Genomic DNA, 23,455 nt, shown 5'->3' with positions numbered 1-23,455 from the left:
TATATTAAAAGGTTCGGAATATGTCATCGACCCCGAGAAAATCGGATATGAGACTTGCGCTTATATTGGTATATATCTGAAAGATCCCGAATCCTTTGATTCGGTAACAAAAGCTTTAGAAGCTATCCCCGAAGTGGTGGAATGTCATTTCACTACCGGAAAATACGATATGTTTATCAAAATTTACGCAAAGAATAACCATCACTTATTGAGTATTATTCACGATAAGTTACAACCATTGGGTTTGGCGCGTACCGAGACATTAATCTCCTTCCATGAAGCCATTAAGCGGCAGATGCCAATCATGGTCGACATAGAAGATGAAGATTAATCGTTATTTTCTCACGTAATCAACAAAAGCATAGGAGCAGAGATGTTTCTCATCCGCAGGATGAGCTTCTCTGCTTTTTTCTTGCCACATCTCTGGCGATACTTCTGGAAAATAGGCGTCGGCTTCGGGAGTCATATCATCTATTTCTGTCAGGCAAAGTTCGTCAGCGAAAGAAAGAGCCTGCTGATAAATACTTGCTCCTCCTATAATATAAATGTGTTCCTCCTCTTTACAACTTTGCAAAGCTGCTTCGAGTGAAGGGAAAACTTCCGCACCGGGACATTCTGTAGCCGGGTTGGAAGATAAAACGATGTTTCTGCGATTGGGTAATGCGCCTTTCGGTAGTGACTCGAAAGTTTTGCGTCCCATCAGTATGGTGTTTCCGGTAGTTAATGCTTTGAAACGTTTCAAATCATTGGGTAACCAGAAAAGAAGTTTGTTCTCGAAGCCGATAGCCATACGGCGGTCTACGGCAGCAATGATAGATATTTTACTCATAAAGTTACACGGCTACTGCTCCCGCAATATGCGGATGCGGGTCATAGTTCACTAATTCAAAGTCCTCAAATTTGAAGTCGAAGATACTTTTCACATCCGGATTGATCTTCATTTGTGGCAATGGACGAGGTTCACGTGATAATTGGAGCTTCACTTGTTCCAAGTGGTTCAGGTAGATATGCGCATCACCGAAGGTATGAACAAAATCTCCGGCTTTCAGTCCCGTCACTTGTGCCATCATTTGCAGCAATAATGCGTATGATGCAATATTAAAAGGAACACCCAGAAAAATATCTGCACTGCGTTGATACAGTTGCAGGCTCAACCGTCCGTCTGCTACATAAAACTGAAAGAAAGCATGGCAGGGAGGCAAATTCATATTATTCAAATCTGCTACGTTCCAGGCGCTTACAATGATACGGCGTGAATCCGGATTATGTTTGATTGTTTCCACCACTTCACTGATCTGGTCGATAAATCCACCGTTATAGTCAGGCCATGAACGCCATTGATAACCATAAACATGTCCTAAGTCGCCGTTTTCATCCGCCCATTCGTTCCAGATGCGCACTCCATGTTCCTGAAGATATTTCACATTAGTATCACCTTGCAGAAACCAAAGTAATTCGTATATGATTGATTTCAGATGTAGTTTCTTGGTTGTCAGGCACGGGAAACCGTCATCAAGATTAAAACGCATTTGATGACCGAAAACGCTGATGGTTCCGGTTCCGGTACGGTCACTTTTTTCTGTACCTTCGGTTAGTACACGATTGAGTAAATCCAGGTATTGTTTCATAATGAATAAGTTGTGGTGAAAATGATTCTCCGCACAAAATTACAAAAATGGAGTGAATAAATTAGCAAACCAGCCGACGAACTTCTTCCACGGGGAGCGCTTTTTCCAGAATTCAGGCGTTAGTTGAGTGCAATGCTCGATATCGTTCCGGAACATTGTATTTAATTCACCCGTTATTTTGGTATCAAAGATAAAGGCATTTGTTTCGTAATCATAGCGCAAGCTGCGGCTGTTCAGGTTGGCAGTGCCAACTGTACAGAACAAATCATCCACCATCATTATTTTAGAGTGATGAAATCCACCGTTATACATATAGACAGTAGCTCCTCTTTTCATCAGTTTGTGCAACTTATAAAGTGCGGCATCCGGAGTAAACGGGATATCGGAGGCAGAAGAAACCATGATTGTAACATTTACGCCTCGGTCGATTGTCCGATTCAACGCCTTTTTGATAGAAGAAGTCGGTACAAAATAAGGATTGACGATATGAACATTCTTTTGGGCCGAATAGATGCTCATGGCATAAGCGTGGCTTAACATACGGCTATTCTTTTTCGGGGTACGGTCTACGATTGCTACCACAATATTCGTACTGTCCGTTTGTTCCTCATGTTGGGGGAAATAAGCGGCTCCACCTACATTCTGCTTGGTTTCCTTATTCCAGATCGTTAGGAATATCTCCTGCAGATCATTGACGGCATCCCCTTCAATGCGTGTGTGCATATCACGCCAGGTTCCGATTTTGGGTAGTCCGTTAATGTAGTAATCGGCGATATTCATACCACCGGTATAAGCCACTTTTCCATCGATGACAGCTATTTTCCGGTGATCGCGATGGGCGGCGTGATTGATATAAGGAAAAGTGAATGGATCGAACTTGACAATCTCGATTCCTTGTTCACGTATTTTTTTGAGATGTCTCTTTTTAAGCGGTTTATTGTTCGACCAGTTTCCGAATGCATCGAACATAGCTCGTACTTCGACCCCTTCTTTCACTTTTTCGGCCAGCAGAGCAAATAAAGCATTGGCGATGGAGTCATTTCGGAAGTTGAAATATTCCAGATGGACGTGGTGTTTAGCTTCCCGGATGGCTTCAAACAAATCGATAAACTTCTCCCGTCCGCTTTTTAGCAGTTTTACCTTATTATTATCAGATATAGGGATTCCCGATTCTTGTAAATAACGTAGCACAAGGGAATCGCTGGTTAATCCGATTGAGTCCCTGGGATGTATCATCAGACTGTCGATGATACCTGCCTGAACACTCAATATAGGCAGGAACAGAAATAAAATAAATATACGTAATTTCAAAACTCTTCTCACTCTTTTAGTTTACAGAAGAACAAAGATACGATATCTAAGTTTGGGCTCCTTTGCTAACAAGGGCAAATTTATCATTCTTTAACGAAATAACTTCTTTCCAGGAGTTAATTATGCCATCGAAGCAACCTTTCGTGTAGCCATGAATAATAGTACAACAGCTGCGATAATAATTGACTTCGGATCAAGGCTTGAAGTGCCATGATTAATCATACCGATAAATACTTCTCTTATGGTTCCCCAAGTTGCTTCCAATCCACCTAACCATACAAAAAGTGCGGCCGCCACAGTCATCACGAAAGCGCTCCAGATACGAGCCAGGCGATTACTACGATCGGGTAGGTGGTGCATGACACGGCGACTGAATCCGTTATCTGCTATTTCCTGCTTGTTTTCTGCGAAGAAATCGCGCAAGAGCTTATCATTGTCTATTTCTGTCATAACCGTTTTGTTTTAAATACGTTGCTAATTTTTCTTTCCCGCGTGACAGATGGCTTTTCACTGTCCCTGACGGTACTCCTACAATCCCTGCAATTTTGTCGATGCTAATGTCCTCCATGTAGAACAACGTGATGCAGGTTCTTTCCACTTCTTTAAGCATTTTGAGTGACTGGTAGACATCCATTTTTTGCCCGATATTCTCCTGTTCGGTGCTGTTGATGGCGTCTATTTCTCTTGTATCCAAGTCGGCTGTCTCTTTCCGGCTGCGAATATAATCATAAAAAACATTATAAGCAATACGATACAGCCACGTAGAGAAACTTGACAAGTTCCGGAAAGAGGCAATGTTCGTATATGCTTTGATAAATGTATCTTGCGCAAGGTCGTCACTCAATTCGCTGTCGCCGCAAGTCAGGTTCAGGAAGAATCGCCGGATGGGCGACTGATACTCCTTCACCAACTGGTCAAAGGCCCTGGTGTTCTTGAACACCACGACCTGTGCGACTAACGATATATCATTGAGTTGGCTCATTTATTCTCGTCGTTCTTTTCTTCGTTTACTCCTTTGTCTTTCTCTTCGGATTCGGAAGGGATGATTTCGAAACTATCGGTTCTAACGTTATTCGGGTTCTTTTTTTCATCCTTATTACCCGTATGCATCCGGGTAGCATTTGTGTCTTGAGTCTGTTGTTTGCTACCGATAATCCATTGTCCGATACCCATGAATGTAACGAGTAAGCCGATAGCTCCAATTCCGAATTCGCCGGTGATTGCCCAGAGGAAGATGAAAAGACCGATACCCGTAAAGGTGTTCTTGATGCCTTGTGAACGCGAATCGACTGTTTTGTTTTCGCGGATAAACTCTGCCGGAAGCGGTTGGCCGGCAGCAAGTGCCTGTTCGGCAAGGCGATAACGTGCTTTCCGGTTTTTATAACGGAAGAAGAAGATTACAAATAGAATGAATACCGGAAATCCGAATACAGCAATGATTGCAATGATTGCTACCAGAATACCTCCGCCGGCACTAACATTGTGGAAGGGGAAATCGCTGTCATCCGAATCGAATGTGAAGCTGGCTTTGCCATGAGTGGTGTTAACATTACTTGAGTTTGCATTTACGTCTGCAGAATCAGCATCTGCTGTGTCTACACCAATCACTGTGACAGCAGTATTGTTCGTATTTGCTTTATTGTCTTTGGTCACAGTTACTTTTACTTTCCCGATGGAATCACGAACAACGGTGGTCTGGGCAACAGCCAGTGTGCAAGTGGTCAGTACAACCATCAATGCTAATAGAAAATTTTTCATATCAATAGTTTTTTAATTTATTTCTTTATCTGTTAGACGTAGTTAATATCATAGAAAGTTGCAAAGAGACGAAATATTTTTGATATTTGCGGAAATTAATAAACGAAAGATGGAATTACCTGCTTCTTTTATAGACTACACCCGCGCTCTATTGGGCGATGAAGAATACGACAAACTGGCTGTTGCCCTCCAACAGGAACCACCGGTTAGCATCCGGTTGAATCAATTGAAAATCAATCATTCTTTATCGGATAAAGTACCTTGGTCTTCCGAAGGATTCTATTTGGAGGAGCGTCTCACTTTCACGTTCGATCCCTTATTCCATGCAGGCTGTTATTATGTTCAGGAAGCTTCTTCCATGTTTGTGGAGCAGGTACTCCGGCAATATATCACGGGACCGGTGAAGATGTTGGATCTTTGTGCGGCTCCCGGTGGAAAATCGACTCATGCCCGTAGTGTACTTCCCGAAGGAAGCCTGTTGGTAGCCAATGAGGTAATCCGGAATCGTTCGCAGATTCTTGCTGAAAACCTGACGAAGTGGGGACATCCGGATGTGGTAGTGACCAATAATGATCCGGCAGATTTTTCGGCTTTACTCTCTTTCTTTGATGTGATTCTTACAGATGTTCCCTGTTCCGGTGAAGGTATGTTCCGTAAAGACCCGGTAGCTGTGGAAGAGTGGAGCCCCGAGAATGTGGAAATCTGTTGGCAGCGCCAGCGACGGATTATTGCAGATATCTGGGATGCGTTGAAGCCCGGAGGTATTCTTATATATAGTACGTGTACATTTAATACAAAAGAGGATGAAGAGAATGCACGTTGGATTCAACAAGAGTATGGGGGCGAACCATTAACTGTGCAGGTGCAGGAGAATTGGAATATAACAGGAGATCTTTTGTCAGATAAAGGGGATCATTCTAAATCTTCTATTCCCGTCTATCATTTTTTCCCTCATAAGACGAAAGGTGAAGGCTTTTTTCTGGTGGCTTTTCGTAAGCCGGAGACGGAAGAAGAGATCCCAGTATCTTCTTCCGCCAAAGAGAAAGCTTTCAAGAAGAAGGATAAGAAAGGAACAGCAGCATCTTCTCCTGTATCGAAAGAATATCTGAATATGGCTAAAAGTTGGTTGAATGATGAAAATTCGGACAAGTATATTTTATTGGCGGAAGGAACAAATATCCGAGCTTTCTCACAGTACTATACTAATGAATTGGCGACGATGAAACAAAGCCTGAAAATTGTGTCGGCAGGGATTGAGATAGGCGAGGTGAAAGGAAAGGATTTGATCCCTAACCATGCGTTGGCAATGTGTACCTCACTTTTATGCCGGGAAGCATTCGCTACGGAAGAAATAAGTTATGAACAGGCCATCACATATTTACGAAAAGAGGCCATTACCTTACCGGTAACAGCCCCTCGTGGATATGTTTTGCTTACTTATCGGCATATTCCTCTCGGATTTGTGAAGAACATCGGCAATCGTGCCAATAATCTTTATCCGCAAGAATGGCGCATCCGTAGTGGATACTTACCGGAAAATATACGCATCTTATCAGAATACGTTACTGATTAAGGCAGTATTCCCGCAGGTATTTCCTGTTGGGAAAGACTAAAGCTAAGCTGTCTGCCTTTTCCGATTTCTGTGCCTTCAGCTATTTCTTCCAGCGTGTAGGAAGGAGGAGGTGCAGGTGATGTCCGCGTTTCTCCAATAGGCGGAGTGTTCCAGTTCAGATTTAGGCTTTTATCCAACCGATGAAATAAGTACGAGTTTCCCCATATTATGAATTTATGATCGGAAACAGGTGTTGCCATATCTTCCGAAAAAGTGAGGGTTAGTGTCATTTTCTTATCGTCTCCTTCTTCTTTTTCCAGTTTGTAACTTCCTTGGGTTATTAATTCAAGTCCGGATGAAAAGGCGGTCTGTTCTCCTTGTTTGAAAAAATAAGCATCCCGTGCGTGGTTGTTAATCAGAAAAATGTCGGAAATACCGGGTAGAAGATTCGCATCTCCGTTGGGTAAGTTAGACAAGTAGCTGCGTAGCAACTCCATATTTTCGTAATTATCGACCACCTTGATTGGTAAAGTGCAGGTTTCTTGTGTGGCGTTGTCTGTTACTGTCAGATAAGTCGTTCCGGTGAGGATACCGGTTACATAAATCATACGTCCGGCAGGTACTCCACTCCAGCCAGTTTCAGTTCCGGCACTTGCGATGCGTGTGTCTTTCACTGCAAGTGAGTAGTCACCATTTCCGCTTTCCAGGCCGAGGTAACGTCTGCCACCCATAGGTACTTCGTATTCACTGTTGTAAAAACGCAGTGGATTGTCGTCATCATCTTTACAGCCACTTAGTAGCGTAAGGATGCAGCATAACATGAATAAATAGAAATGTTTAGGTCTCATAATTCAGATTTTATGTTCGTTGCAAATGTAATGTATTGTTTTGAAATATCCAGTCGGAATTTGAAGAAAAAGAGAGGAGATATATTTAGGCACGAATTACACGGATTAACACTGTTGCTTTATAGTTATGACAATACTAAAGACCGTGAATTCTGTGTAATCCGTGCCTAATTTATTATATAAACATACTTATATAACTTAAAAATAGAAATTAGTATGTTCAGCGTAACCCATACCTAAAGGGTTTTATGTACTATTTATAGCTTGCTTTTGTAAATCCGTGCCATTGCCTTTTGGTACTGATTTTCCAATTGCAGATAATTTTGATGACTTTGATAGATCACCGATACTTCAACGAAGTACTCGATCATACTAATTTGTCCACCTGTCAAAGCTTGTTTCAGCAATGCCAAATCTTGTTGAGACTGGAAAGTCTTGCTATATTCTTCCATTGAAGCATGCAGCGTTTTCGCTTCCCGGTAAAGTTGTGCCAATTCAGATTCCACTTGCAGTGTAGCATTATCCTTTTGCAAGTCGATGTTGAGTGCCTGCGCTTTAGCAATTTTCACCTTATTCCGATTTTCGAAAAGCGGGAAGGAAAAGCCCACCACTACACCGTTGAAAGGCACACCAGTCTCTGTATTCCGACGGTAGCCGAGTTCCAGCTTCGGCAGCCACTGGGATTTATTGACAGCAATCTGTTTACGGGCAACGAGGCTCTCGTTGCCTAGTGCCATTAAGGTACGGTCTGTAGCCATGACTTCTGATTTCAACATTTGGTAATCGCTTGGGAACGGTATAGCCGGATATTGATTTTCTTCGAAAACCACCGGAATATTACCATTCAGCGTATTCAGTTCCTGCTGCTTATTGCGAAGTGCCGTTTCGTTCAGAGATGCTTCCGTTTTGACATTCAACAGTTCCAAGTTGATTTTATTGGTTTCGAGAGCATTTGCATCCCCTGTTTGGAGACGTTTGGCGTACATTTTAGCAAGTTCTTCCGCATTGCGGAGACGTTCCTCCAAAATATGCTTTTGCTGACGAAGCATGATAATGTCCAGGCAAAGTTCTTTTGCCTGTAACAGTTTCTCCTGACGAAAAACATCCGACTGACTGTCAAGAGTTCCGGCTTTCAGATGGTTTAACTTGTTACGTGTGGCGTATAAACTAGGGAAATCAAAGCTTTGTGAAACAACCAGCTCACCGATTGTTTCGCTTTTATCTTTTGCTCCCCATAGATGCGCGTAAGAGAGAGTAGGATCAGGCAAGTTATTATCCGTTTTGGCTTCCAACTTCTGCGAGGTAATCAGTTGCTCGTTTGCCTGCAATTCCTTATTGTTCGTTTCGATATTCTTCAATACCTGTTCAATTCCGTTTTGGGCTTGCACTTCACCTATGGTTAAGAAAAGAAGTGCAGCGCTTATGGTCATGATTTGTTTCATTTCTAATTTCTTTATTTATTACAAGCTATTGTTGATAGATACTTTATGATAAGGCATCTATTTGTTTGACACCGAGGAACGACCCGTTCCTCACCGAGAAACACTTGTTTCCTCACCGGGGAACAATGGCTTTCTCACCGAGGAAAAATATCCCTCTCTACAGGCTTTTCTGGGCCTTTTTCCGATGCATCATCAGATAAACAATCGGAACGATAAAACCGTTCAAAAAAGTAGACGTTAATAATCCTCCTAGAATCACTTTTGCCATCGGACTCTGGATTTCGTTACCGGGCAAATCACCGGCAAGTGCCAATGGAATCAGTGCCAGTGCAGAAGACAATGCCGTCATTAAAATCGGATTCAGACGGTCGAGAGAACCTTGAATCACACTATCATATACATTCAAACCTTCTTCCTTTTGCAAATGATTGTAGTGACTGATGAGCAACATACCGTTACGGGTCGCAATACCGAATAAGGAAATGAAACCGATGATAGCCGGAATGCTGACTTCCCCTGTTGTAATCACCAAGGCAAAGACACCACCGATCAATGCTAGCGGAAGATTCAGCAAGATAACCCCGGATTCTTTCACGCTGCGGAACTCATTATACAACAACAGGAAGATAACCACTATACTGATAAATGAAGTCAACGCCAACGTCCGGCTGGCAGCCTGCTCGCTTTCAAACTGTCCACCATACTCGATATGATAACCTTCGGGTAATTGTACCGATGTGTCGATGCGTTTCTGAATATCATTCACGACACTGCGCAAATCACGATCGGCCACATTGGCGGAAATGACAATTTTACGTTTCACATTCTCGCGGTTGATCGTATTCGGACCCATGGCCGATACCACTTCCGCTACATAGCTCAAAGGAACTTTTCGGCCGTCGTTCGTGTCTACCATCAGGTTACGGATTTTCTCCATCTCATCCCGGGCATCATCCTTCACTTTTACGATCAGGTCAAAACTCTTCCTCTGTTCATACACTTGTGAGATCACTTTTCCAGCCAAAGCCACATTCACATATTCTGAAAATTCCGGCAGAGTAATACCGAACTTAGCCAGCATTTCCCGTTTAGGCTGTATTTTCAGCTGCGGACGTTCAATCTGTTGTTCCACGTTCAGGTCGGCAACACCGGGAATGTCACTGATCGCTCCTTTGATTTGATTACCGAGTGAAAACATCTTATTCAGATCGTCACCGAATAACTTGATAGCGATATTCGCTTTCGTACCCGATAGCATTGCGTCGATACGGTGGCTGATCGGTTGTCCGATTTCTATGTTTGCTCCGGTGATCGTACCTAATTTTTCACGTACATCAGCTACCAGTTCACTGCGCGAGCGGTCTTTCAATTCGAACGGAGCTTCTATTTCAGAAACATTGACTCCTAACGCATGTTCATCCAATTCGGCACGTCCCGTTTTCCGGGCTACCGTTTGTATTTCGGGAATTGTCATCAATAACTCTTCGGCACGATGTCCCATTTTGTTGCTTTCTTCCAGCGAAATACCCGGCAGAGAACTGATATTGATAGTAAACGATCCTTCATTGAACGAAGGAAGGAAACTGCGTCCAAGTGTGAAAAACACTCCGAGGGCAACTACAAAAAGTCCGATTGTACTTCCGAGAGTCACACGTTTATGTGCCAGTACCCAAGTCAGTGCTTTTTCATAAATCCCTTTCATCCAGCGGGCAACAGGAGCTTCTTTCAGTTCCTTGTTCGTCTTATTGCTTCCTAATAGATAAGAGCAGAGCACCGGAGTCAGTGTCAGGGCAACTATCGTAGACGCAAACAGGGCCACGATAAAAGCAACACCTAGTGGAACCAACATTCTGCCTTCCATGCCGCTCAAGAAAAATAACGGAACAAAACTGACTACGATAATCAACGTTGAATTAAGGATAGGCATGCGCACCTCTTTCGACGCATTGAATACCACTTCGAGCGTACTTAGTCTTTCTGCTTCCGCTTTCAGGCGGTTCTCCCGCAGTCGTTTATATACGTTTTCCACATCGACAATGGCGTCGTCTACCAATGAACCGATAGCTATCGCCATACCTCCAAGACTCATGGTGTTGATTGTCAGCCCCATGTAGTGTAAAGTCAGGATCGAAACGAGCAGGGAAAGAGGCAGTGTCACCAATGAGATCAGCGTAGTACGTACATTTGCTAGGAACAGGAAAAGCACGATGACAACGAAAATACCTCCTTCAAAGAGTGATTTTTTCACATTGCCGATGGAGCTTTCGATAAAGCGGCTTTGACGGAATATGTCCGTTGAAACTTTTACGTCCGGCGGCAGATTTTTCTGGAGGTCTTTCAGAGATGCTTCCAGTTTGTCCGTCAGTTCCAGTGTGCTGGTAGCCGGTTGCTTGGTAACAGTCATCAGGACGGCAGATTTGCCGCGTTCTGAAGCAGTACCCAGTTTCGGAGCCTTCGGGCCGATGGTTACGTTTGCAATATCTTCCAGCGTGACAGGGAAGTTATTCACTGTCTTTACTACCGCTTTGCCAAGTTGCTCTGTTTTCGAAGTGGAGAGTACACCACGTACAATATATTCATTTCCGAATTCATAGAGCACACCTCCATTGGCATTTAGGTTCATATCCTGTGTTACAGCCATCACTTCTCCCATCGAGATGCCGTAATGACGCATCCGTTCGGGATCTAGCTGAATCTGATATTCTTTGATATCTCCTCCGAGCACAGCCACTTGTGCCACTCCTCCGGTAGACAGCAGGCGTGGACGGATGGTCCAGTCCGCAATCGTGCGAAGATCGAGCATGGAAGTGGAGTCGGCAGTCAGACCGACGATGAGCATTTCGCCTAAGATAGAAGACTGTGGTCCAAGAGTCGGTTTGCCGACATTGACCGGCAGCGATTCGCTGACCACCGCTAATTTCTCACTAACAATCTGACGAGCGAGATAAATATCCGTTCCCCAATCAAATTCTACCCAAACAACGGAAAATCCGTTAGTAGAGGAAGAGCGGACACGGCGCACACCCGTAGCTCCGTTTACGGCAGTTTCAACAGGAAAAGTAACGAGCTGTTCAACTTCTTCCGCAGCCATACCGTTCGCTTCGGTCATGATTACTACCGTAGGTGCATTTAGGTCGGGGAATACGTCTACTTCCGTATGCATGGCGGTATACGTTCCCGCAATAAGCAGGAGGATGGCCGCACAAACTACAACCAACCGGTTGTGTAGGGAGTAATGTATAATTTTATTAAGCATGATATTTCATTAATTGAGAGTTATAAATAACTTGATAGATGCGCCGCACAAAAAAAACGGTTGCGACGCCTAGTCTCTTTAGTGTTCGTGGCTGTGTGCCGGGATTGCATTGCTTGCGCTTGCCAGTCGAACCTGATAAGCACCCTCGGTCACTACACGGTCGCCAGCCTTTACACCAGTTAGGATTTGAACGCTTTTGCCGTTGTCGGCTCCTATCGTTATTTCCTGTTTTTTATAACCCTCTTTGTCCAGTTGCAGATATATGAAGAATATGCCTTGTTCCTCTGTCAGCGCGGTGCGCGGAAGAGAAATCACGTTTTCCATTACTGAAGAAAGCAGGAATACCTCCACAAATGAGCCGGGAATCACTTCCCCTTTGTTGTCGAACTCAAAAGTGACAGGCACATAAAAAGAATTGTCTCCGGCAGCTTTTCCGAAAGAGAGAAGTTTACCGTTCAATGCTTTCAACTCGTACACCTGATTATTATAAGGAGTCTGGAAATTGGCGGAACTGATGGTGCGGAGATACGGGTAATACTTTTCCGACACTTCGGCACGGAGGAAAAGACGACGGTTCTGCGTCACGCTTACCAGCGGTTGTCCGATTGTCACATAGTCACCTTCTTTCACGAGAATACTTTTCACATATCCGGCAATAGGAGCCGTAATGCTTTGGCCGATAGCCGAATGATTCTTAGAAAGAGCTTCGTAACTAAGACGGGCGTTTTCGTAACTTTGCTCCGCTTGTGCAAAATCCTTGTCGGATACGATTTTGTTTTTAACAAGCTCCTTCATACGTTCGTATTCCTTCTTGGATACCTCGTAGGCAATGCGGGCACGTTGCACCGGATCACCATCGGCGATATTCTTTGAAGAAATAGTGACTAGCGGAGTGCCGCTGCCGACGCTCATACCTTCCGTTACTTTTCCACGGAAAGATACCACGCCGGCTACTGTAGCTACGGCAACCGATTCATCCCCTTGAGCAGCCAGCACCTGTCCGCTGGTTTTAATCACTTGCTGGAAAGGTGCAGGTTCAATAACGCTCACCTTTACACCGGCTGCTTCAGCTTTCGCTTTCGGAAGAATGATTTCATCACCGTGGGCTTCGGCAGCTTCGTTGTATTCATCGGCTGCTTCATGATTGTGTTCTCCGCTACATTCGCCTTCATGGGAATGATCGGGTCCTTCTGCCTCGTGATTATGTTCTTCCGCGGCATGATCGTGTTCATCGTGTGTGTGTGTGACGGTACTATTATTACAGGATCCCAGCACGAATAAGCCCAGGATTCCCACGAAAATAAGTTTTTTCATAATGATATTTTCCTACTAAATTTTACTGTTTTCTTTTTACGCTACAAAGATAAGGTAGCGCAGATGCAACTAATTTGCATTTACGCTTTTACGCAAAAACAGAGTAGGGAGGGGCACGAAGAGAAGTGGTACGATGAGTATCCGTACCATGCAGAGAGTCTCGGTAAACGTAATAGTTTTTAATCCGTTTCTCTTGCGGTCGTAATAAATGCTCGATGATTACATCCGTGAATAAGGTAGCGATGAATACGTAATCCGGTCCGCTATCCGTATGTATGGATGGAGTGGGAGAGTAGAAACGAGTCATACATTCGCTGCTGCAACATGAGTCGTTTCCCGGGTGATGATGATGCGTGGGACATTGCTGTTCTACAGGCAAGTCCTGCTTCATGCAAATCATTCCGTTGGGGTGATGATGATGGGGAATAACCGCTGCCACCAACATAATAATGTTGATAAAAAACAGCAGAGTTACTATAATTCGTTTCTTCCCTTTCATCCTTTCTTTTAGAGGTTATCCGCTTTTCAGAGCTTCAAAGTGCAAATATACAAATACTTTTATTTCGCCTGTAGCCGATACCCTCTTTTTATTATTTATTATTTCTTTTCCAGTTCTTGCAACGAATCCATTTTCTTCTTTTCGAGGAACTCATAGATACCGCAAAGATGTTCCGTCACCTTTTGATTGCCGAACTCATACACCTTGGTAACCAGCCCGTCAAGGAAGTCACGGTCGTGTGAAACGACGATCAGCGTACCATCAAAATCCAGCAATGCCTGTTTCAGAATATCTTTCGTTTTCATATCCAGATGATTCGTCGGCTCATCTAAAATCAGGAGGTTGACAGGTTCCAGCAATAATTTAATCATAGCCAGACGGGTACGCTCTCCACCCGAAAGCACTTTGACCTTTTTCATCGATTCCTCGGGACCGCCAAACATAAACGCCCCCAGCAAATCACGAATCTTGTTCCGGATATCCCCTTTGGCTACATCGTCAATCGTTTGGAAAACCGTCAGGTTTTCATCCATCAGCGAAGCCTGATTTTGAGCGAAATATCCAATTTGCACATTATGTCCGAGAGTCAATGTACCGTCATGCTCAATCTCCTTCATGATACACTTCACGAGCGTAGACTTACCCTCACCGTTCTTACCAACGAAAGCTACCTTATCACCACGCTCAATCGTCAGATTAGCATTGCGGAATACCACTTTGTCTCCGTATGTCTTTCCAACACCCTCCATGATGACCGGGTAACTGCCCGAACGGGGTGAAGGCGGGAATTTCAGTCGCAATGCAGAAGTATCCTCCTCGTCCACTTCGAGTAATTCCAGCTTCTCCAGCATTTTGACACGGCTCTGCACCTGCAACGTCTTTGAATAAGTCCCCTTGAACCGTTCGATAAACTCCTTCGTTTCAGCAATAAACTTCTGCTGCTCGTCATAAGCCTTCTGTTGCTGTTCGCGGCGGTCCTTGCGCAGCTGCAAATATTGCGAGTAATTTACCTTGTAATCATAGATACGTCCCATCGTTACTTCGATGGTGCGTGTTGTAATATTATCCACGAATTTACGGTCGTGACTAATTACAATGACCGCTTTCCCATTATTAATAAGAAAATCCTCCAGCCATTGAATAGATTCGATATCCAGATGATTCGTCGGCTCATCGAGCAAGAGCACATCCGGTTTCTGCAACAGCAATTTGGCGAGTTCGATACGCATTCGCCATCCACCGCTGAAATCACTCGTCTGGCGTTGGAAATCTCCTCGGGTGAATCCTAATCCAAGCAATGCCTTTTCCACATCCTCTTCATAATTAGTAGCATCGATTGAATAAAACTTCTCGCTCAAGCTGGACACTTCCTCGATCAGCGCCATGTAACTGTCGCTCTCGTAGTCCGTCCGTGTTTCAAGCTCCTTGTTCAACTTTTCGATCTGCGCTTCCATCTCATGAAGATGTGAAAAAGCCTGTGCCGTTTCGTCAAACACTGTTCTTCCGTCTTCCGTCATCAGATGTTGAGGCAGGTATGCTACTACGCAATCTTTGGGTGCGGAAACTTTTCCACGTGTCGGTTGCCGTGCGCCTGCCAAAATCTTCAGCAGCGTACTTTTTCCAGCCCCGTTTTTGCCCATCAGAGCGATGCGGTCTTTTTCATTAATTACGAAAGAAATATCACTAAATAAAGCAGTGCCGCCAAACTCTACGGCTAGTCCGTCAACAGAAATCATACTATTCTTTTAAATTGAGGCGCAAAGATAGCGAAATATATGAATATTTTTTATACCTTGCGGGCTGAAAAGGAAGATAGCTCTAAAAAAACAGATAAAAAAAAACAATATATAAGCGATATGGAAAGCGAACAAATGAATGAATTCAGACCTTTAATTTTGGTAGCTGAAGACGATGACAGCAACTTTAAATTAATCAAGGCTATCATAGGCAAAAAGTGTGATATCGAGTGGGCTAAAAATGGCCAGGAAATGGTGGAGTTGTTTCAGCAACACCAGCAAAGAGCCAAAGCAATGCTAATGGATATTAAGATGCCGGTGATGAACGGATTGGAAGCAACGAAGATAATCCGTGAATCTAACACAGAAATTCCTATTATCATGCAGACGGCTTATGCTTTTAGCTCGGATAAGGAAAATGCAATGAATGCAGGAGCAACTGAAGTATTAGTGAAACCTATCACCTTGGGTATTCTCCGCACTACGTTGAGTAAATATTTACCAGACTTGCAGTGGTAAGATTGATTCTTACGAGATTTTTTTTAATTTATCAAAAAATGCTTAAGCGTTAAAAACGTAAAAGCATGGAAAAAAAGTATGGTTGGGTAGAAAAATGGTATTGACCTAACTTCATCTAATGCATTTGGATAAAATAAAATAGGCGAACCTCACGGTTGGCCTATTTTTGTTCGTCTCTGTTAATTTGTTAGAGTACAGAAACGACTCTATGTAAAGTCTCTCCTTTGAGAGATTTTAAGTTCATTATTTGTTTCCGCCAGCCCACCATACGGCCTCGCTATATACGTACTGTCCATCACCGAAAGCAGCTTTCACTTCAGGATTTGCCAATACATCGTCTGCTCCATAACCGAAGCGCAATGGGAATTTACTGCTGTTCTGCGGGTTTTTCAGTACAATGAAGTTTTCTCCTGCACCTTTCAGACGGCGGTAGTCATTATAGGCTTCCAGTGATTCGCCGGATGCGCCGAAGAAAGCAAGATACTTCTGTATCATTGTCTCTTGCAGAGGGTTGGCATCGAATAACGGTTCCACTTCATCCGTGAAATAGGCTTCTGCCACATCTGCACCCAAATCGCTGTCACCATCATATATCCAAGTGTCTGCAGCATCTATAATTGAATTTCCCAGATTCTCGAATCCGGCAGTGACTGCATCTTTCAAAGCAGTCTTAGCTTCGCCCAGTCTGCCTCCCAAACGGCATAATGCTTCTGCTTCAAGGAATTTCACTTCGTGATAGCTGATTAAAAGAGTAGGAGCCGACATAGCCCATGATATCATCGACATACCATAATTATTCTGCAACTCTTGCGGAGTTCCGTTAGGAGCCGCTTTGATGCCTGCGATGTCCGTAGCTTGCGTAGCTCCGTATCCATAAGTGATATATCCGGTAGGATCAGGTTCCAGGAACGCTTGCGGTGCTCTGGGGTCATTGCGCTCAACGAACTTTTCAATCAGACTTGCACTAGCTGCTAAACTGTTGCGGCTGTAGCTGAAGGACCAAAGCGGATTCAATTGCGAATCAGCATCGTAAACGGCCAACTTACATTCTTCACTTGCGTTGGCAAATGATTTGCTCACATAAGTAAGAATATTCTGAAGATCTGTAGTCTTGTTGGCACTTTTATTGAGCAGACGCATTGTATAACGTGCTTTTAACGCATAGGCCGTTTTAAGCCACATACTTGCCTGTGTACTGGTGTTTGAACCATAGATCAAGTCTTTAGAACCGACTGCACCGGATAAGCCCGTATCTTTGGCAGTACCGTTATTCAGTAGAGTGATGGCATCATCCAGGTTCTGCATTACTTCCTGATAGATACTTTCCTGTGTATCCATTTTAGGTTGCATATACATCGGTGTACCGTCCGGATTGAGGATACCTGTCTGGCTATACGGTGTGTTTCCAAACACATCGGCTGCCACAGCTCCATTGTAGGCGAGCAGGATTTTAGCAATCGCTTCCGTCACTACGTTTCCTTTTTCCGAAGGATCTTCTTCGCATTTCTTGATAACGATTTTAGCATTCTTGATATTTGCGTACACGTTGATCCATGCATTGTTGTAGGTAGTAGCCGTTGTGGGCTCTCCGCTGCGTACTTCCGCGCGGTAAAGCTGGTTGGATATACCCGTTTCATGTTCTATGTAAACAGAAGAATAGAGCGAGAAATCCCCTCCTACAGTGCTGAATGCAGTACTTACGCCTAAGTCCGTAATTAAGAACTTAGCGGGCGCATCCAACGGATTGTTAGGGTTTTCATTGATTTTATCCATTGCGTCTTCCGTACAAGCAGAAGCAATGGTAGCAGTCAAGAAAGAAACTGCCAGCAATTTTCCTATTGATTTATATTTTTTCATTGTCTTGCAGATTAAAATTTAATGTTGAAACCAAAGCCGAAACTAGCTGTTTGCGGCATTGAATAATCTTCAAATGCTCCTGCCATGTTGTTGTTACCCTGACTGGCTTCCGGATCGAGGTCAGGCAATTGTGCCCAGATCAGAATGTTTCTGGCAAATGCGTTTACAGAAAGTTCAATCGAACGTTTTTGAAGAATTTTGTAGTTGACAGCCACTTCACGCAGTTTGATGAAAGAGTTGTCATATACAGAAGATTCGTCGATGTCGTTCAAACGGCTGTAATATACCTGTTGTGCGTTTGCACCTGTGATGGCGATATCGTTTTTAGTTCCATCAGTTTTGTAGCCGTCAAAGATGATAGTACCATCACGGTTTTCCGTTCTCTTGCTGACACCATAGTAGTCTGCCAGTCCGGTTGTCCTACTATACATCTGACCACCCTGTTTCCAATCGAGCACTGCGCTGATTGTACACTTCCATAAGCGTAATGTGGTGTTGAAACCCATCAGGAAGTCCGGAGAAACCTTACCGATAACCTGTGCTTCACCAGCGATAGGTAAACCGTTTTCGTCTACCAGACGATTACCATTCGCATCTCTCTTGAAGCCTACACCGTAGATGACAGGGAATTTCTCACCTGCTGAAGCGCGTACCTGCGGAGTAACGTATCCTCCCAGAGAGATATTCTCCACACCCGGTGCCAGTTCATCTACGTAGTTGTCGATCTTCGTCCAGTTGAATGCAAAATCCCAGTTGATATTCTTCGTCCGGATTGGATTGAAGCCAAGAGTGAATTCATGCGTGTTGGTATGAATCTTACCACCGTTGGTGAGCAGTTTGCTAGCACCGGTAGAAGAAGCCAAAGGCACTTCAAAAATCTGGTCTTTAACGTTCTGGCGTGAGTACGTATAACTGAATGTGATTAAGTTATCGAGGAAGTTCACGTCAGCGCCCACTTCATACGAACGTGTATTCTGCGGTTTCAGTTTCGGGTCGAAAATCGTGTAGTACGGAGTATAGGCGGTAGTACCTTTCATCGGGTACATGATTGGAGTTAACGTATAGAATCCACCTCCATACGTAGGAGTAGAGTAGTAGTTTTCAAGGAAATCACCTGCTTGTCCTACTTCCGCATACGATACTCTCAATTTGGCGTGATTAACTATATTGTTTTTCAATGCATCTAATTCCGTCAGGATAAAACCAGCCGAAATAGAAGGATAGAAGAAAGAGCGGTTGTTACGTGGCATATTGGATACATAGTCCTGACGTCCGGTGAGGGTCAGATAAAGCATATTTCTGTAAGAAGCCGATACGTTACCGAAGAATCCCACCGTACGGTTTTTCCATGTCTCTTCCTCTGTCTGTTGAGTAGTGGCGTTGTTGATGTGGTTCCATCCCGGGAAGTTGTAGTTCGTACCATATTCATAATACTTCTTTCTGTTGCTTTGGATAATTTCGTTACCCACTACCGCGTTCAGTCCCCAGTCTTCATTGATATGCCAGTCGTAGTTGATGGTCAGCAATGAGTTGTATGTAGCATTTGTCCAGCCGTAGTTCTCGATCTGTCCGCGACCGCCACCGGTGTTGCTACCATATCCGTAGCTGTCTACATAGTGAGTGGTGTAAGCATCCACACCAACCATGTATTTCGCGTTCAACTTGTGGTTCGTTGTGCCGAAATCAGTCTGATAGCTTGCATACACATTTCCGAAGAAGCGGTTGGTATCTTCCGTAAATTTGTTGTTTTCCATCGCCCAGTAAGCGTTGTCAAAGCTACCACGGAAAGAATTCTGTGTGTACGGGTTACCGTCTACGTGACTTGGAATACCGGCCAGATCATAGCTGGGAGGAGCTGCGTAAACCGTTCTCAACAGACCGTTACCGGAAGTCACTGCCTTGTCGATAGAAGTAGTGATATAGTTAGCTGTAAATCCGGAACTCCAGTTGTTAGTCAGTTTCGTGTCAGCACTAACCTTTACATTATATCTGTCCATACCAGTGCTTGAGATAATACCGTCCTGATGTGTATTTCCCAATGAGATAGAGTAGGAGCTTTTGTCGAGCATCTGCGCTACATTCAATGAATTGCTCCAGGTGATTCCTGTGTCGAAGAAGTCTTTTGCATTGTCATATGCCTGTGGAGTAGCCCACGGGTCAAGACCGGCTGCTGCACGCTGGGGAACATAATATTTTCCTTGTTGCTTACCGAACTTCTGCGTGTATTCGTTATCTGTGTTACCTCCATACGTTGCGTCGTTTGGAAGTTCGGAAATCTTAGGTCCCCAAGACGTTCCCGAAGTAGTGCTGAATACTCCACCCGAACCTTGTGCGTATGTTTTCTGGAACTCCGGCAGACGACCGACTACATCGAAGCTGACATTAGAAGAGAAGCTAACCTGCGGTTTGCCTTTTTCCAGTCCTTTACCACTCTTGGTTGTGATGATAATCACACCATTGGAAGCGCGGATACCATAAAGTGCAGATGCAGCCTGTCCTTTCAAAATGTTGATACTTTCAATATCATTAGGGTCGATATCTACCGCACGGTTGGCGAAGTCCGCTCCGCTCACACTACCATTGTTCTGAATGTCTGTGCTAACATCCGGCGTACTGGTCACCGGCATTCCGTCAATAACGTAAAGCGGAGTGTTGTCACCCGAGAAAGAACGTGCACCACGGATAGTGATCTGTGAAGAAGCTCCCGGCATACCACTTGAAGGCTTCACGTCCAAACCGGACACCTTACCTTGCAACGCTCCCGCCAGATTAGAGTTGGCAGCTTGCGTCAGTTGATCCGATTTTACGTCCTGAACGGCGTAACCCAGTGCTTTTTTCTCGCGTGAGATACCCATGGCTGTCACCACAACCTCATCCAGTGCTTTCGCGTCGCTTTTCAAAACAATTTTTATCACTCCCGGTTTGATGGAAACGTCCTGCGAAATCATTCCTACATAAGAAACGCGCAAAGTTTTAGCAGAACTTGGTATGTAGAAGTTTCTGCCTTTATCATTGTTAATAGTTCTTTAACCCTTTTGAAGGTGCAAAATGATAAAAAGATACCGTTTTGGAGGCAATAATGTTCACTTTTCCTTGAAAAGCCTGATTTTGGTGCTATCTTTATGATAGAAATTATCTTTTAAAATATGCTAAATCGGAAAGGTGTTATTTTAACCTATCAGTTTTTGAATACTTCTTGCTTTCAAAACGATACTTTTTAGTTAAATACGTAACACTTTTTTCGGTTTGTCATAATTAGTGTTATCTTTGCAACCTGTTAGAGACAAAAAATCTGTTTATAGGTTAAATTTAAGAGAGAATTTATGAAAAGAAAATTGATGTTCTTAATGACCTTCCTTTTTATAGGTATAGGTCTAGTGACAGCGCAAACATCCAGAGTTACCGGTTTGGTTACCTCTGAAGAAGATGGGCAACCTGTCGTAGGTGCTTCAATATTGGTGAATGGCACTACCCTTGGTACTATCACTGATATTGACGGTAAGTTTACAATCACGAATGTACCAAGTTCTGCTAAGACTTATTGATTTTTCTTTCCTCCTTTCCTTCTGCTTTTTTTCTCCTATCTTGTTGTTTTTCAATGTTTTTGTTTCGGATTTTAAAAATTAACCTATTCTTCCGGTTTCTTTTATTGAAACTTCCTTTATCAATTTAGTAGTCTTTGTTTCTCATTGATTTTTGAGAAGGGATTAATATTCTACCCAAATTTTTAATAAATTTCCCGGTGTTTTTCTTTATCTAGGCGTTTTTAATATTCGTGTTTTGGAGGTATGAGTTAAATGTTACAATCTAATAGTGATTGAAATTATGAGTGATAGTAAAGAAGAATGCAAAAGACTGCAAGTTGACACCCGGGTGTCGGTATGTATGAGACCCGGGTGTCAGATAACCTAGTTCTACTAACTAAAATAAAGGTAAAGCCATACTATTTAATTTGCATTAGAACAAATCAAATTTACGTCTCTGCAAAATGGGATTTTCAGCTTGTGTTATTTTATTCCGCCACGATCACTTTGATGTCATAACCTATGAAAAGTCCGCTCTCTATAACACCGGTGATTGCCTTCAGTTGTTCTTCGAGCGAAGAGTCGATGTAGTTGAAACGGGTGTCGAGGATAAAGTTGCCGTTTTCTGTAAAGATAGGTCCGTCTTTGCCACGAGCGGGACGAAGAACAATCTCCGAGGCACCCAGCCGCTGCAACTCATGCTCTACATAAGTCAGTGAGTCCGGAAAGACCTCTACAGGGATGGGAAATTTGCTTCCCAGCTGATTCACACGCTTGCTGGGGTCGATGATGATGAACGTTTTGCGGCTGCTTCTAATCAGTAGTTTCTCTTTGAACATCGCTCCGCCACGTCCCTTAATCAAGTTCTGTTGCGGATCTACTTCGTCCGCTCCGTCGAATGTCCAGTTGGGGCGTTTGTTCCAGAGGGTAGTTTGGGGGATGCCTAGCTGTATGCAGGTCATCGAGATTTCTTGTGAGGCGGGAATCACTTCGATATGCAAGTACTCTTCACGAATTCGTCGTGAGAGTTCGAACAGAGTCAGGTAGACTGTAGAGCCGGAGCCGGCTCCTATCACATCTCCGTCTTTTGCCGTGGCGGCAATTTCACGGGCTACGTGTTCTTTTGCCTCCCGGTTGATGATGGAGTCCGACCATTGCAGGTGTTTTATCAGGTGATTTTTCCAATCCATAAATTTGCGTTCTAAATCGTTTTCGTTTTAAGTTCCTCTTTTCTATATAACGAATTTGTGAATCTGTTTGTTTGTTCGTTTCAAATTCAGAAGGAAAAAACTCATTAGCGGCAATTCAATCATTTAAATCGTTAATAAACGATTCGTTAATTTTTAACTTTATTGCGTTAAACGTTAACGAACATCTGCTTTTTATTAAACCGTGTTATAAGTTAGGCTGCTTTGGCCTGAAAATTTGGAGATGACCGAAAAGTCCGTATCTTTGTACTGTGTTTTTCATAGTATTAGATTTAAGGTTAACAAAGATTGGCTGTCTGGGATAGATAGCCTTTTTTTTGTCCCTACCATTCCTTACAGAATCAGCCAGATCGCAATGATGTGTCCGATACTGCCTCCCAGACAAAACAAGTGGAAAGTGGCATGCATATACGGTTTGCGCAATGAATAAAAGACAGCTCCCACAATATACGAAACTCCTCCGCCGATCAGCCACCAGAAAGCAGTAGTGGCTCCCAACTCTGCCAGATGATCTAACAAAGGTTTCATGGCTACCAGTATACAGGCTCCCATACCTACGTAACAAGCCGTTTCGAGATTACTGTGTTCTTTCAGCTTTTTGAAGCTAAGAATGAAACCGGCAATAGCCGACAGCCAGACGAAAGCGAAGATTCCCCATCCCCATCCTCCGGCATGCCGCAGGACAAGTAGCGTGAAAGGAGTGTAGGTGCCCGCGATGTGCAGGTAGATAGCTCCATGATCGAATTTGCGGAGCAACTCTTTCAGTTTCCCCGGACGGCTGCCATGATACCACGTAGAACTGACATAAGAGGAAAGCATCCCCGCCAGATAGACGGATACACAAGCAACTGCCCACTGCGGTTCCATATTCTCGGAAGCCTTTTCCAATAGGAAATATCCGGCCACGATTCCAAGCAGGATGCCTATTCCGTGGCTAAGGGTATTTGCCCATTCTTCTATATGATTGTATCGTTTGTTCTTCAATGTTCCTTTTTTTGAATGG

The 23,455-nt window shown here is 43.7% G+C and carries 20 protein-coding genes; 4 read left to right on the top strand and 16 right to left on the bottom strand.

Translation table 11 applies throughout. From position 1 onward, the window contains the following. Nucleotides 1-331: Lrp/AsnC family transcriptional regulator (locus AB5217_RS08465; protein ID WP_368117363.1), on the top strand; the 331-nt coding region annotated here is incomplete at its 5' end. A 3-nt stretch (nt 332-334) separates the two neighbouring features. On the opposite strand, the gene AB5217_RS08460 is transcribed toward AB5217_RS08465, so the two are convergent. From AB5217_RS08460 to AB5217_RS08435, 6 genes are all read right to left on the bottom strand, one after another. Then, nucleotides 335-829 carry a dihydrofolate reductase gene (locus AB5217_RS08460; protein WP_004311692.1) on the bottom strand — a complete coding sequence of 165 codons (495 nt, stop codon included), beginning with the start codon at nt 827-829 and terminating at the stop codon, nt 335-337. Between the two features lie 4 nt (nt 830-833). Further along, nucleotides 834-1,628: a thymidylate synthase gene (locus AB5217_RS08455; RefSeq protein ID WP_004311691.1), complete on the bottom strand. Its 795-nt coding sequence runs from the start codon at nt 1,626-1,628 to the stop codon at nt 834-836. 39 nt (nt 1,629-1,667) lie between these two features. Next, nucleotides 1,668-2,939 carry a cardiolipin synthase gene (gene cls, locus AB5217_RS08450; RefSeq protein ID WP_032843977.1) on the bottom strand — a complete coding sequence of 424 codons (1,272 nt, stop codon included), beginning with the start codon at nt 2,937-2,939 and terminating at the stop codon, nt 1,668-1,670. A gap of 120 nt (nt 2,940-3,059) precedes the next feature. Beyond that, nucleotides 3,060-3,389 carry a DUF5056 domain-containing protein gene (locus AB5217_RS08445; protein WP_004297958.1) on the bottom strand — a complete coding sequence of 110 codons (330 nt, stop codon included), beginning with the start codon at nt 3,387-3,389 and terminating at the stop codon, nt 3,060-3,062. After that, a complete protein-coding gene (locus AB5217_RS08440) occupies nt 3,370-3,921 on the bottom strand; it encodes an RNA polymerase sigma factor (RefSeq protein WP_004297960.1) in 552 nt (183 codons plus the stop codon). The genes AB5217_RS08445 and AB5217_RS08440 overlap by 20 nt, the downstream gene beginning before the upstream one ends. Continuing rightward, complete coding sequence (locus AB5217_RS08435) at nt 3,918-4,697, bottom strand: DUF6249 domain-containing protein (protein WP_032843976.1); 780 nt, start codon at nt 4,695-4,697, stop codon at nt 3,918-3,920. Before AB5217_RS08435 ends, AB5217_RS08440 begins: the two co-directional genes overlap by 4 nt. A 109-nt stretch (nt 4,698-4,806) precedes the next feature. On the opposite strand from AB5217_RS08435, the gene AB5217_RS08430 reads away from it, so the two are divergent. Beyond that, nucleotides 4,807-6,270 (top strand): methyltransferase RsmF C-terminal domain-like protein, encoded by a 1,464-nt coding sequence (locus tag AB5217_RS08430; RefSeq protein WP_004321816.1) that lies wholly within the window; start codon nt 4,807-4,809, stop codon nt 6,268-6,270. Here the strand turns inward: AB5217_RS08430 and AB5217_RS08425 are convergent. From AB5217_RS08425 to AB5217_RS08400, 6 genes are all read right to left on the bottom strand, one after another. Further along, complete coding sequence (locus AB5217_RS08425) at nt 6,267-7,097, bottom strand: hypothetical protein (protein WP_004321813.1); 831 nt, start codon at nt 7,095-7,097, stop codon at nt 6,267-6,269. The two genes, AB5217_RS08430 and AB5217_RS08425, sit on opposite strands and share 4 nt — an antisense overlap. A 257-nt stretch (nt 7,098-7,354) precedes the next feature. Then, nucleotides 7,355-8,539, bottom strand: a complete 1,185-nt coding sequence (locus tag AB5217_RS08420) for a TolC family protein (protein WP_032843975.1) — start codon at nt 8,537-8,539, stop codon at nt 7,355-7,357. A 157-nt stretch (nt 8,540-8,696) separates the two neighbouring features. Next, on the bottom strand, nt 8,697-11,795 hold the full coding sequence (locus AB5217_RS08415) for an efflux RND transporter permease subunit (RefSeq protein WP_032843974.1): 3,099 nt from the start codon (nt 11,793-11,795) through the stop codon (nt 8,697-8,699). A gap of 78 nt (nt 11,796-11,873) precedes the next feature. Beyond that, on the bottom strand, nt 11,874-13,109 hold the full coding sequence (locus AB5217_RS08410; protein WP_368112591.1) for an efflux RND transporter periplasmic adaptor subunit: 1,236 nt from the start codon (nt 13,107-13,109) through the stop codon (nt 11,874-11,876). A gap of 88 nt (nt 13,110-13,197) precedes the next feature. After that, entirely contained in the window at nt 13,198-13,608 is a 411-nt protein-coding gene (locus AB5217_RS08405) for a DUF6769 family protein (protein WP_004306814.1), read from the bottom strand. Nucleotides 13,609-13,706: 98 nt separating this feature from the next. Further along, nucleotides 13,707-15,344, bottom strand: a complete 1,638-nt coding sequence (locus tag AB5217_RS08400; protein WP_004297971.1) for an ABC-F family ATP-binding cassette domain-containing protein — start codon at nt 15,342-15,344, stop codon at nt 13,707-13,709. Nucleotides 15,345-15,464: 120 nt separating this feature from the next. Between AB5217_RS08400 and AB5217_RS08395 the strand changes: the two genes are divergently transcribed. Then, on the top strand, nt 15,465-15,863 hold the full coding sequence (locus AB5217_RS08395; RefSeq protein WP_004297972.1) for a response regulator: 399 nt from the start codon (nt 15,465-15,467) through the stop codon (nt 15,861-15,863). Nucleotides 15,864-16,106: 243 nt separating this feature from the next. Here the strand turns inward: AB5217_RS08395 and AB5217_RS08390 are convergent, their stop codons facing one another. Next, nucleotides 16,107-17,720 (bottom strand): SusD/RagB family nutrient-binding outer membrane lipoprotein, encoded by a 1,614-nt coding sequence (locus tag AB5217_RS08390; protein WP_032843972.1) that lies wholly within the window; start codon nt 17,718-17,720, stop codon nt 16,107-16,109. Nucleotides 17,721-17,731: 11 nt separating this feature from the next. Then, nucleotides 17,732-20,710 (bottom strand): SusC/RagA family TonB-linked outer membrane protein, encoded by a 2,979-nt coding sequence (locus AB5217_RS08385; protein WP_255421167.1) that lies wholly within the window; start codon nt 20,708-20,710, stop codon nt 17,732-17,734. Nucleotides 20,711-21,043: 333 nt separating this feature from the next. On the opposite strand from AB5217_RS08385, the gene AB5217_RS08380 reads away from it, so the two are divergent. Then, a complete protein-coding gene (locus AB5217_RS08380; RefSeq protein WP_004297975.1) occupies nt 21,044-21,265 on the top strand; it encodes a carboxypeptidase-like regulatory domain-containing protein in 222 nt (73 codons plus the stop codon). A gap of 467 nt (nt 21,266-21,732) precedes the next feature. On the opposite strand, the gene rpiA is transcribed toward AB5217_RS08380, so the two are convergent. Both rpiA and trhA read right to left on the bottom strand, forming a co-directional pair. After that, nucleotides 21,733-22,434 carry a ribose 5-phosphate isomerase A gene (gene rpiA, locus AB5217_RS08375; RefSeq protein WP_004297978.1) on the bottom strand — a complete coding sequence of 234 codons (702 nt, stop codon included), beginning with the start codon at nt 22,432-22,434 and terminating at the stop codon, nt 21,733-21,735. A 351-nt stretch (nt 22,435-22,785) separates the two neighbouring features. After that, on the bottom strand, nt 22,786-23,436 hold the full coding sequence (gene trhA, locus AB5217_RS08370; protein ID WP_004321798.1) for a PAQR family membrane homeostasis protein TrhA: 651 nt from the start codon (nt 23,434-23,436) through the stop codon (nt 22,786-22,788). Nucleotides 23,437-23,455: the final 19 nt, after the last annotated feature.

Origin of the sequence: Bacteroides sp. MSSM.1001136sp1_RTP21357st2_D2_RTP21359_211015, assembly GCF_040913205.1 — a bacterium.
GTDB classification, from domain to species: domain Bacteria; phylum Bacteroidota; class Bacteroidia; order Bacteroidales; family Bacteroidaceae; genus Bacteroides; species Bacteroides ovatus.
Note: the sequence above shows the minus strand (reverse complement) of the source record. Positions and strands in the feature narration are given on the sequence as shown.

What these genes read in the sequence shown, in the direction of transcription:
- AB5217_RS08445 (WP_004297958.1), bottom strand. Translation starts at nt 3,389, where the DNA reads ATGACAGAAATAGACAATGATAAGCTCTTGCGCGATTTCTTCGCAGAA.
- AB5217_RS08440 (WP_004297960.1), bottom strand. Translation starts at nt 3,921, where the DNA reads ATGAGCCAACTCAATGATATATCGTTAGTCGCACAGGTCGTGGTGTTC.
- AB5217_RS08395 (WP_004297972.1), top strand. Translation starts at nt 15,465, where the DNA reads ATGGAAAGCGAACAAATGAATGAATTCAGACCTTTAATTTTGGTAGCT.
- AB5217_RS08435 (WP_032843976.1), bottom strand. Translation starts at nt 4,697, where the DNA reads ATGAAAAATTTTCTATTAGCATTGATGGTTGTACTGACCACTTGCACA.
- AB5217_RS08410 (WP_368112591.1), bottom strand. Translation starts at nt 13,109, where the DNA reads ATGAAAAAACTTATTTTCGTGGGAATCCTGGGCTTATTCGTGCTGGGA.
- AB5217_RS08390 (WP_032843972.1), bottom strand. Translation starts at nt 17,720, where the DNA reads ATGAAAAAATATAAATCAATAGGAAAATTGCTGGCAGTTTCTTTCTTG.
- AB5217_RS08405 (WP_004306814.1), bottom strand. Translation starts at nt 13,608, where the DNA reads ATGAAAGGGAAGAAACGAATTATAGTAACTCTGCTGTTTTTTATCAAC.
- AB5217_RS08460 (WP_004311692.1), bottom strand. Translation starts at nt 829, where the DNA reads ATGAGTAAAATATCTATCATTGCTGCCGTAGACCGCCGTATGGCTATC.
- AB5217_RS08400 (WP_004297971.1), bottom strand. Translation starts at nt 15,344, where the DNA reads ATGATTTCTGTTGACGGACTAGCCGTAGAGTTTGGCGGCACTGCTTTA.
- AB5217_RS08425 (WP_004321813.1), bottom strand. Translation starts at nt 7,097, where the DNA reads ATGAGACCTAAACATTTCTATTTATTCATGTTATGCTGCATCCTTACG.
- rpiA (WP_004297978.1), bottom strand. Translation starts at nt 22,434, where the DNA reads ATGGATTGGAAAAATCACCTGATAAAACACCTGCAATGGTCGGACTCC.
- AB5217_RS08455 (WP_004311691.1), bottom strand. Translation starts at nt 1,628, where the DNA reads ATGAAACAATACCTGGATTTACTCAATCGTGTACTAACCGAAGGTACA.
- AB5217_RS08380 (WP_004297975.1), top strand. Translation starts at nt 21,044, where the DNA reads ATGAAAAGAAAATTGATGTTCTTAATGACCTTCCTTTTTATAGGTATA.
- AB5217_RS08415 (WP_032843974.1), bottom strand. Translation starts at nt 11,795, where the DNA reads ATGCTTAATAAAATTATACATTACTCCCTACACAACCGGTTGGTTGTA.
- AB5217_RS08430 (WP_004321816.1), top strand. Translation starts at nt 4,807, where the DNA reads ATGGAATTACCTGCTTCTTTTATAGACTACACCCGCGCTCTATTGGGC.
- AB5217_RS08420 (WP_032843975.1), bottom strand. Translation starts at nt 8,539, where the DNA reads ATGAAACAAATCATGACCATAAGCGCTGCACTTCTTTTCTTAACCATA.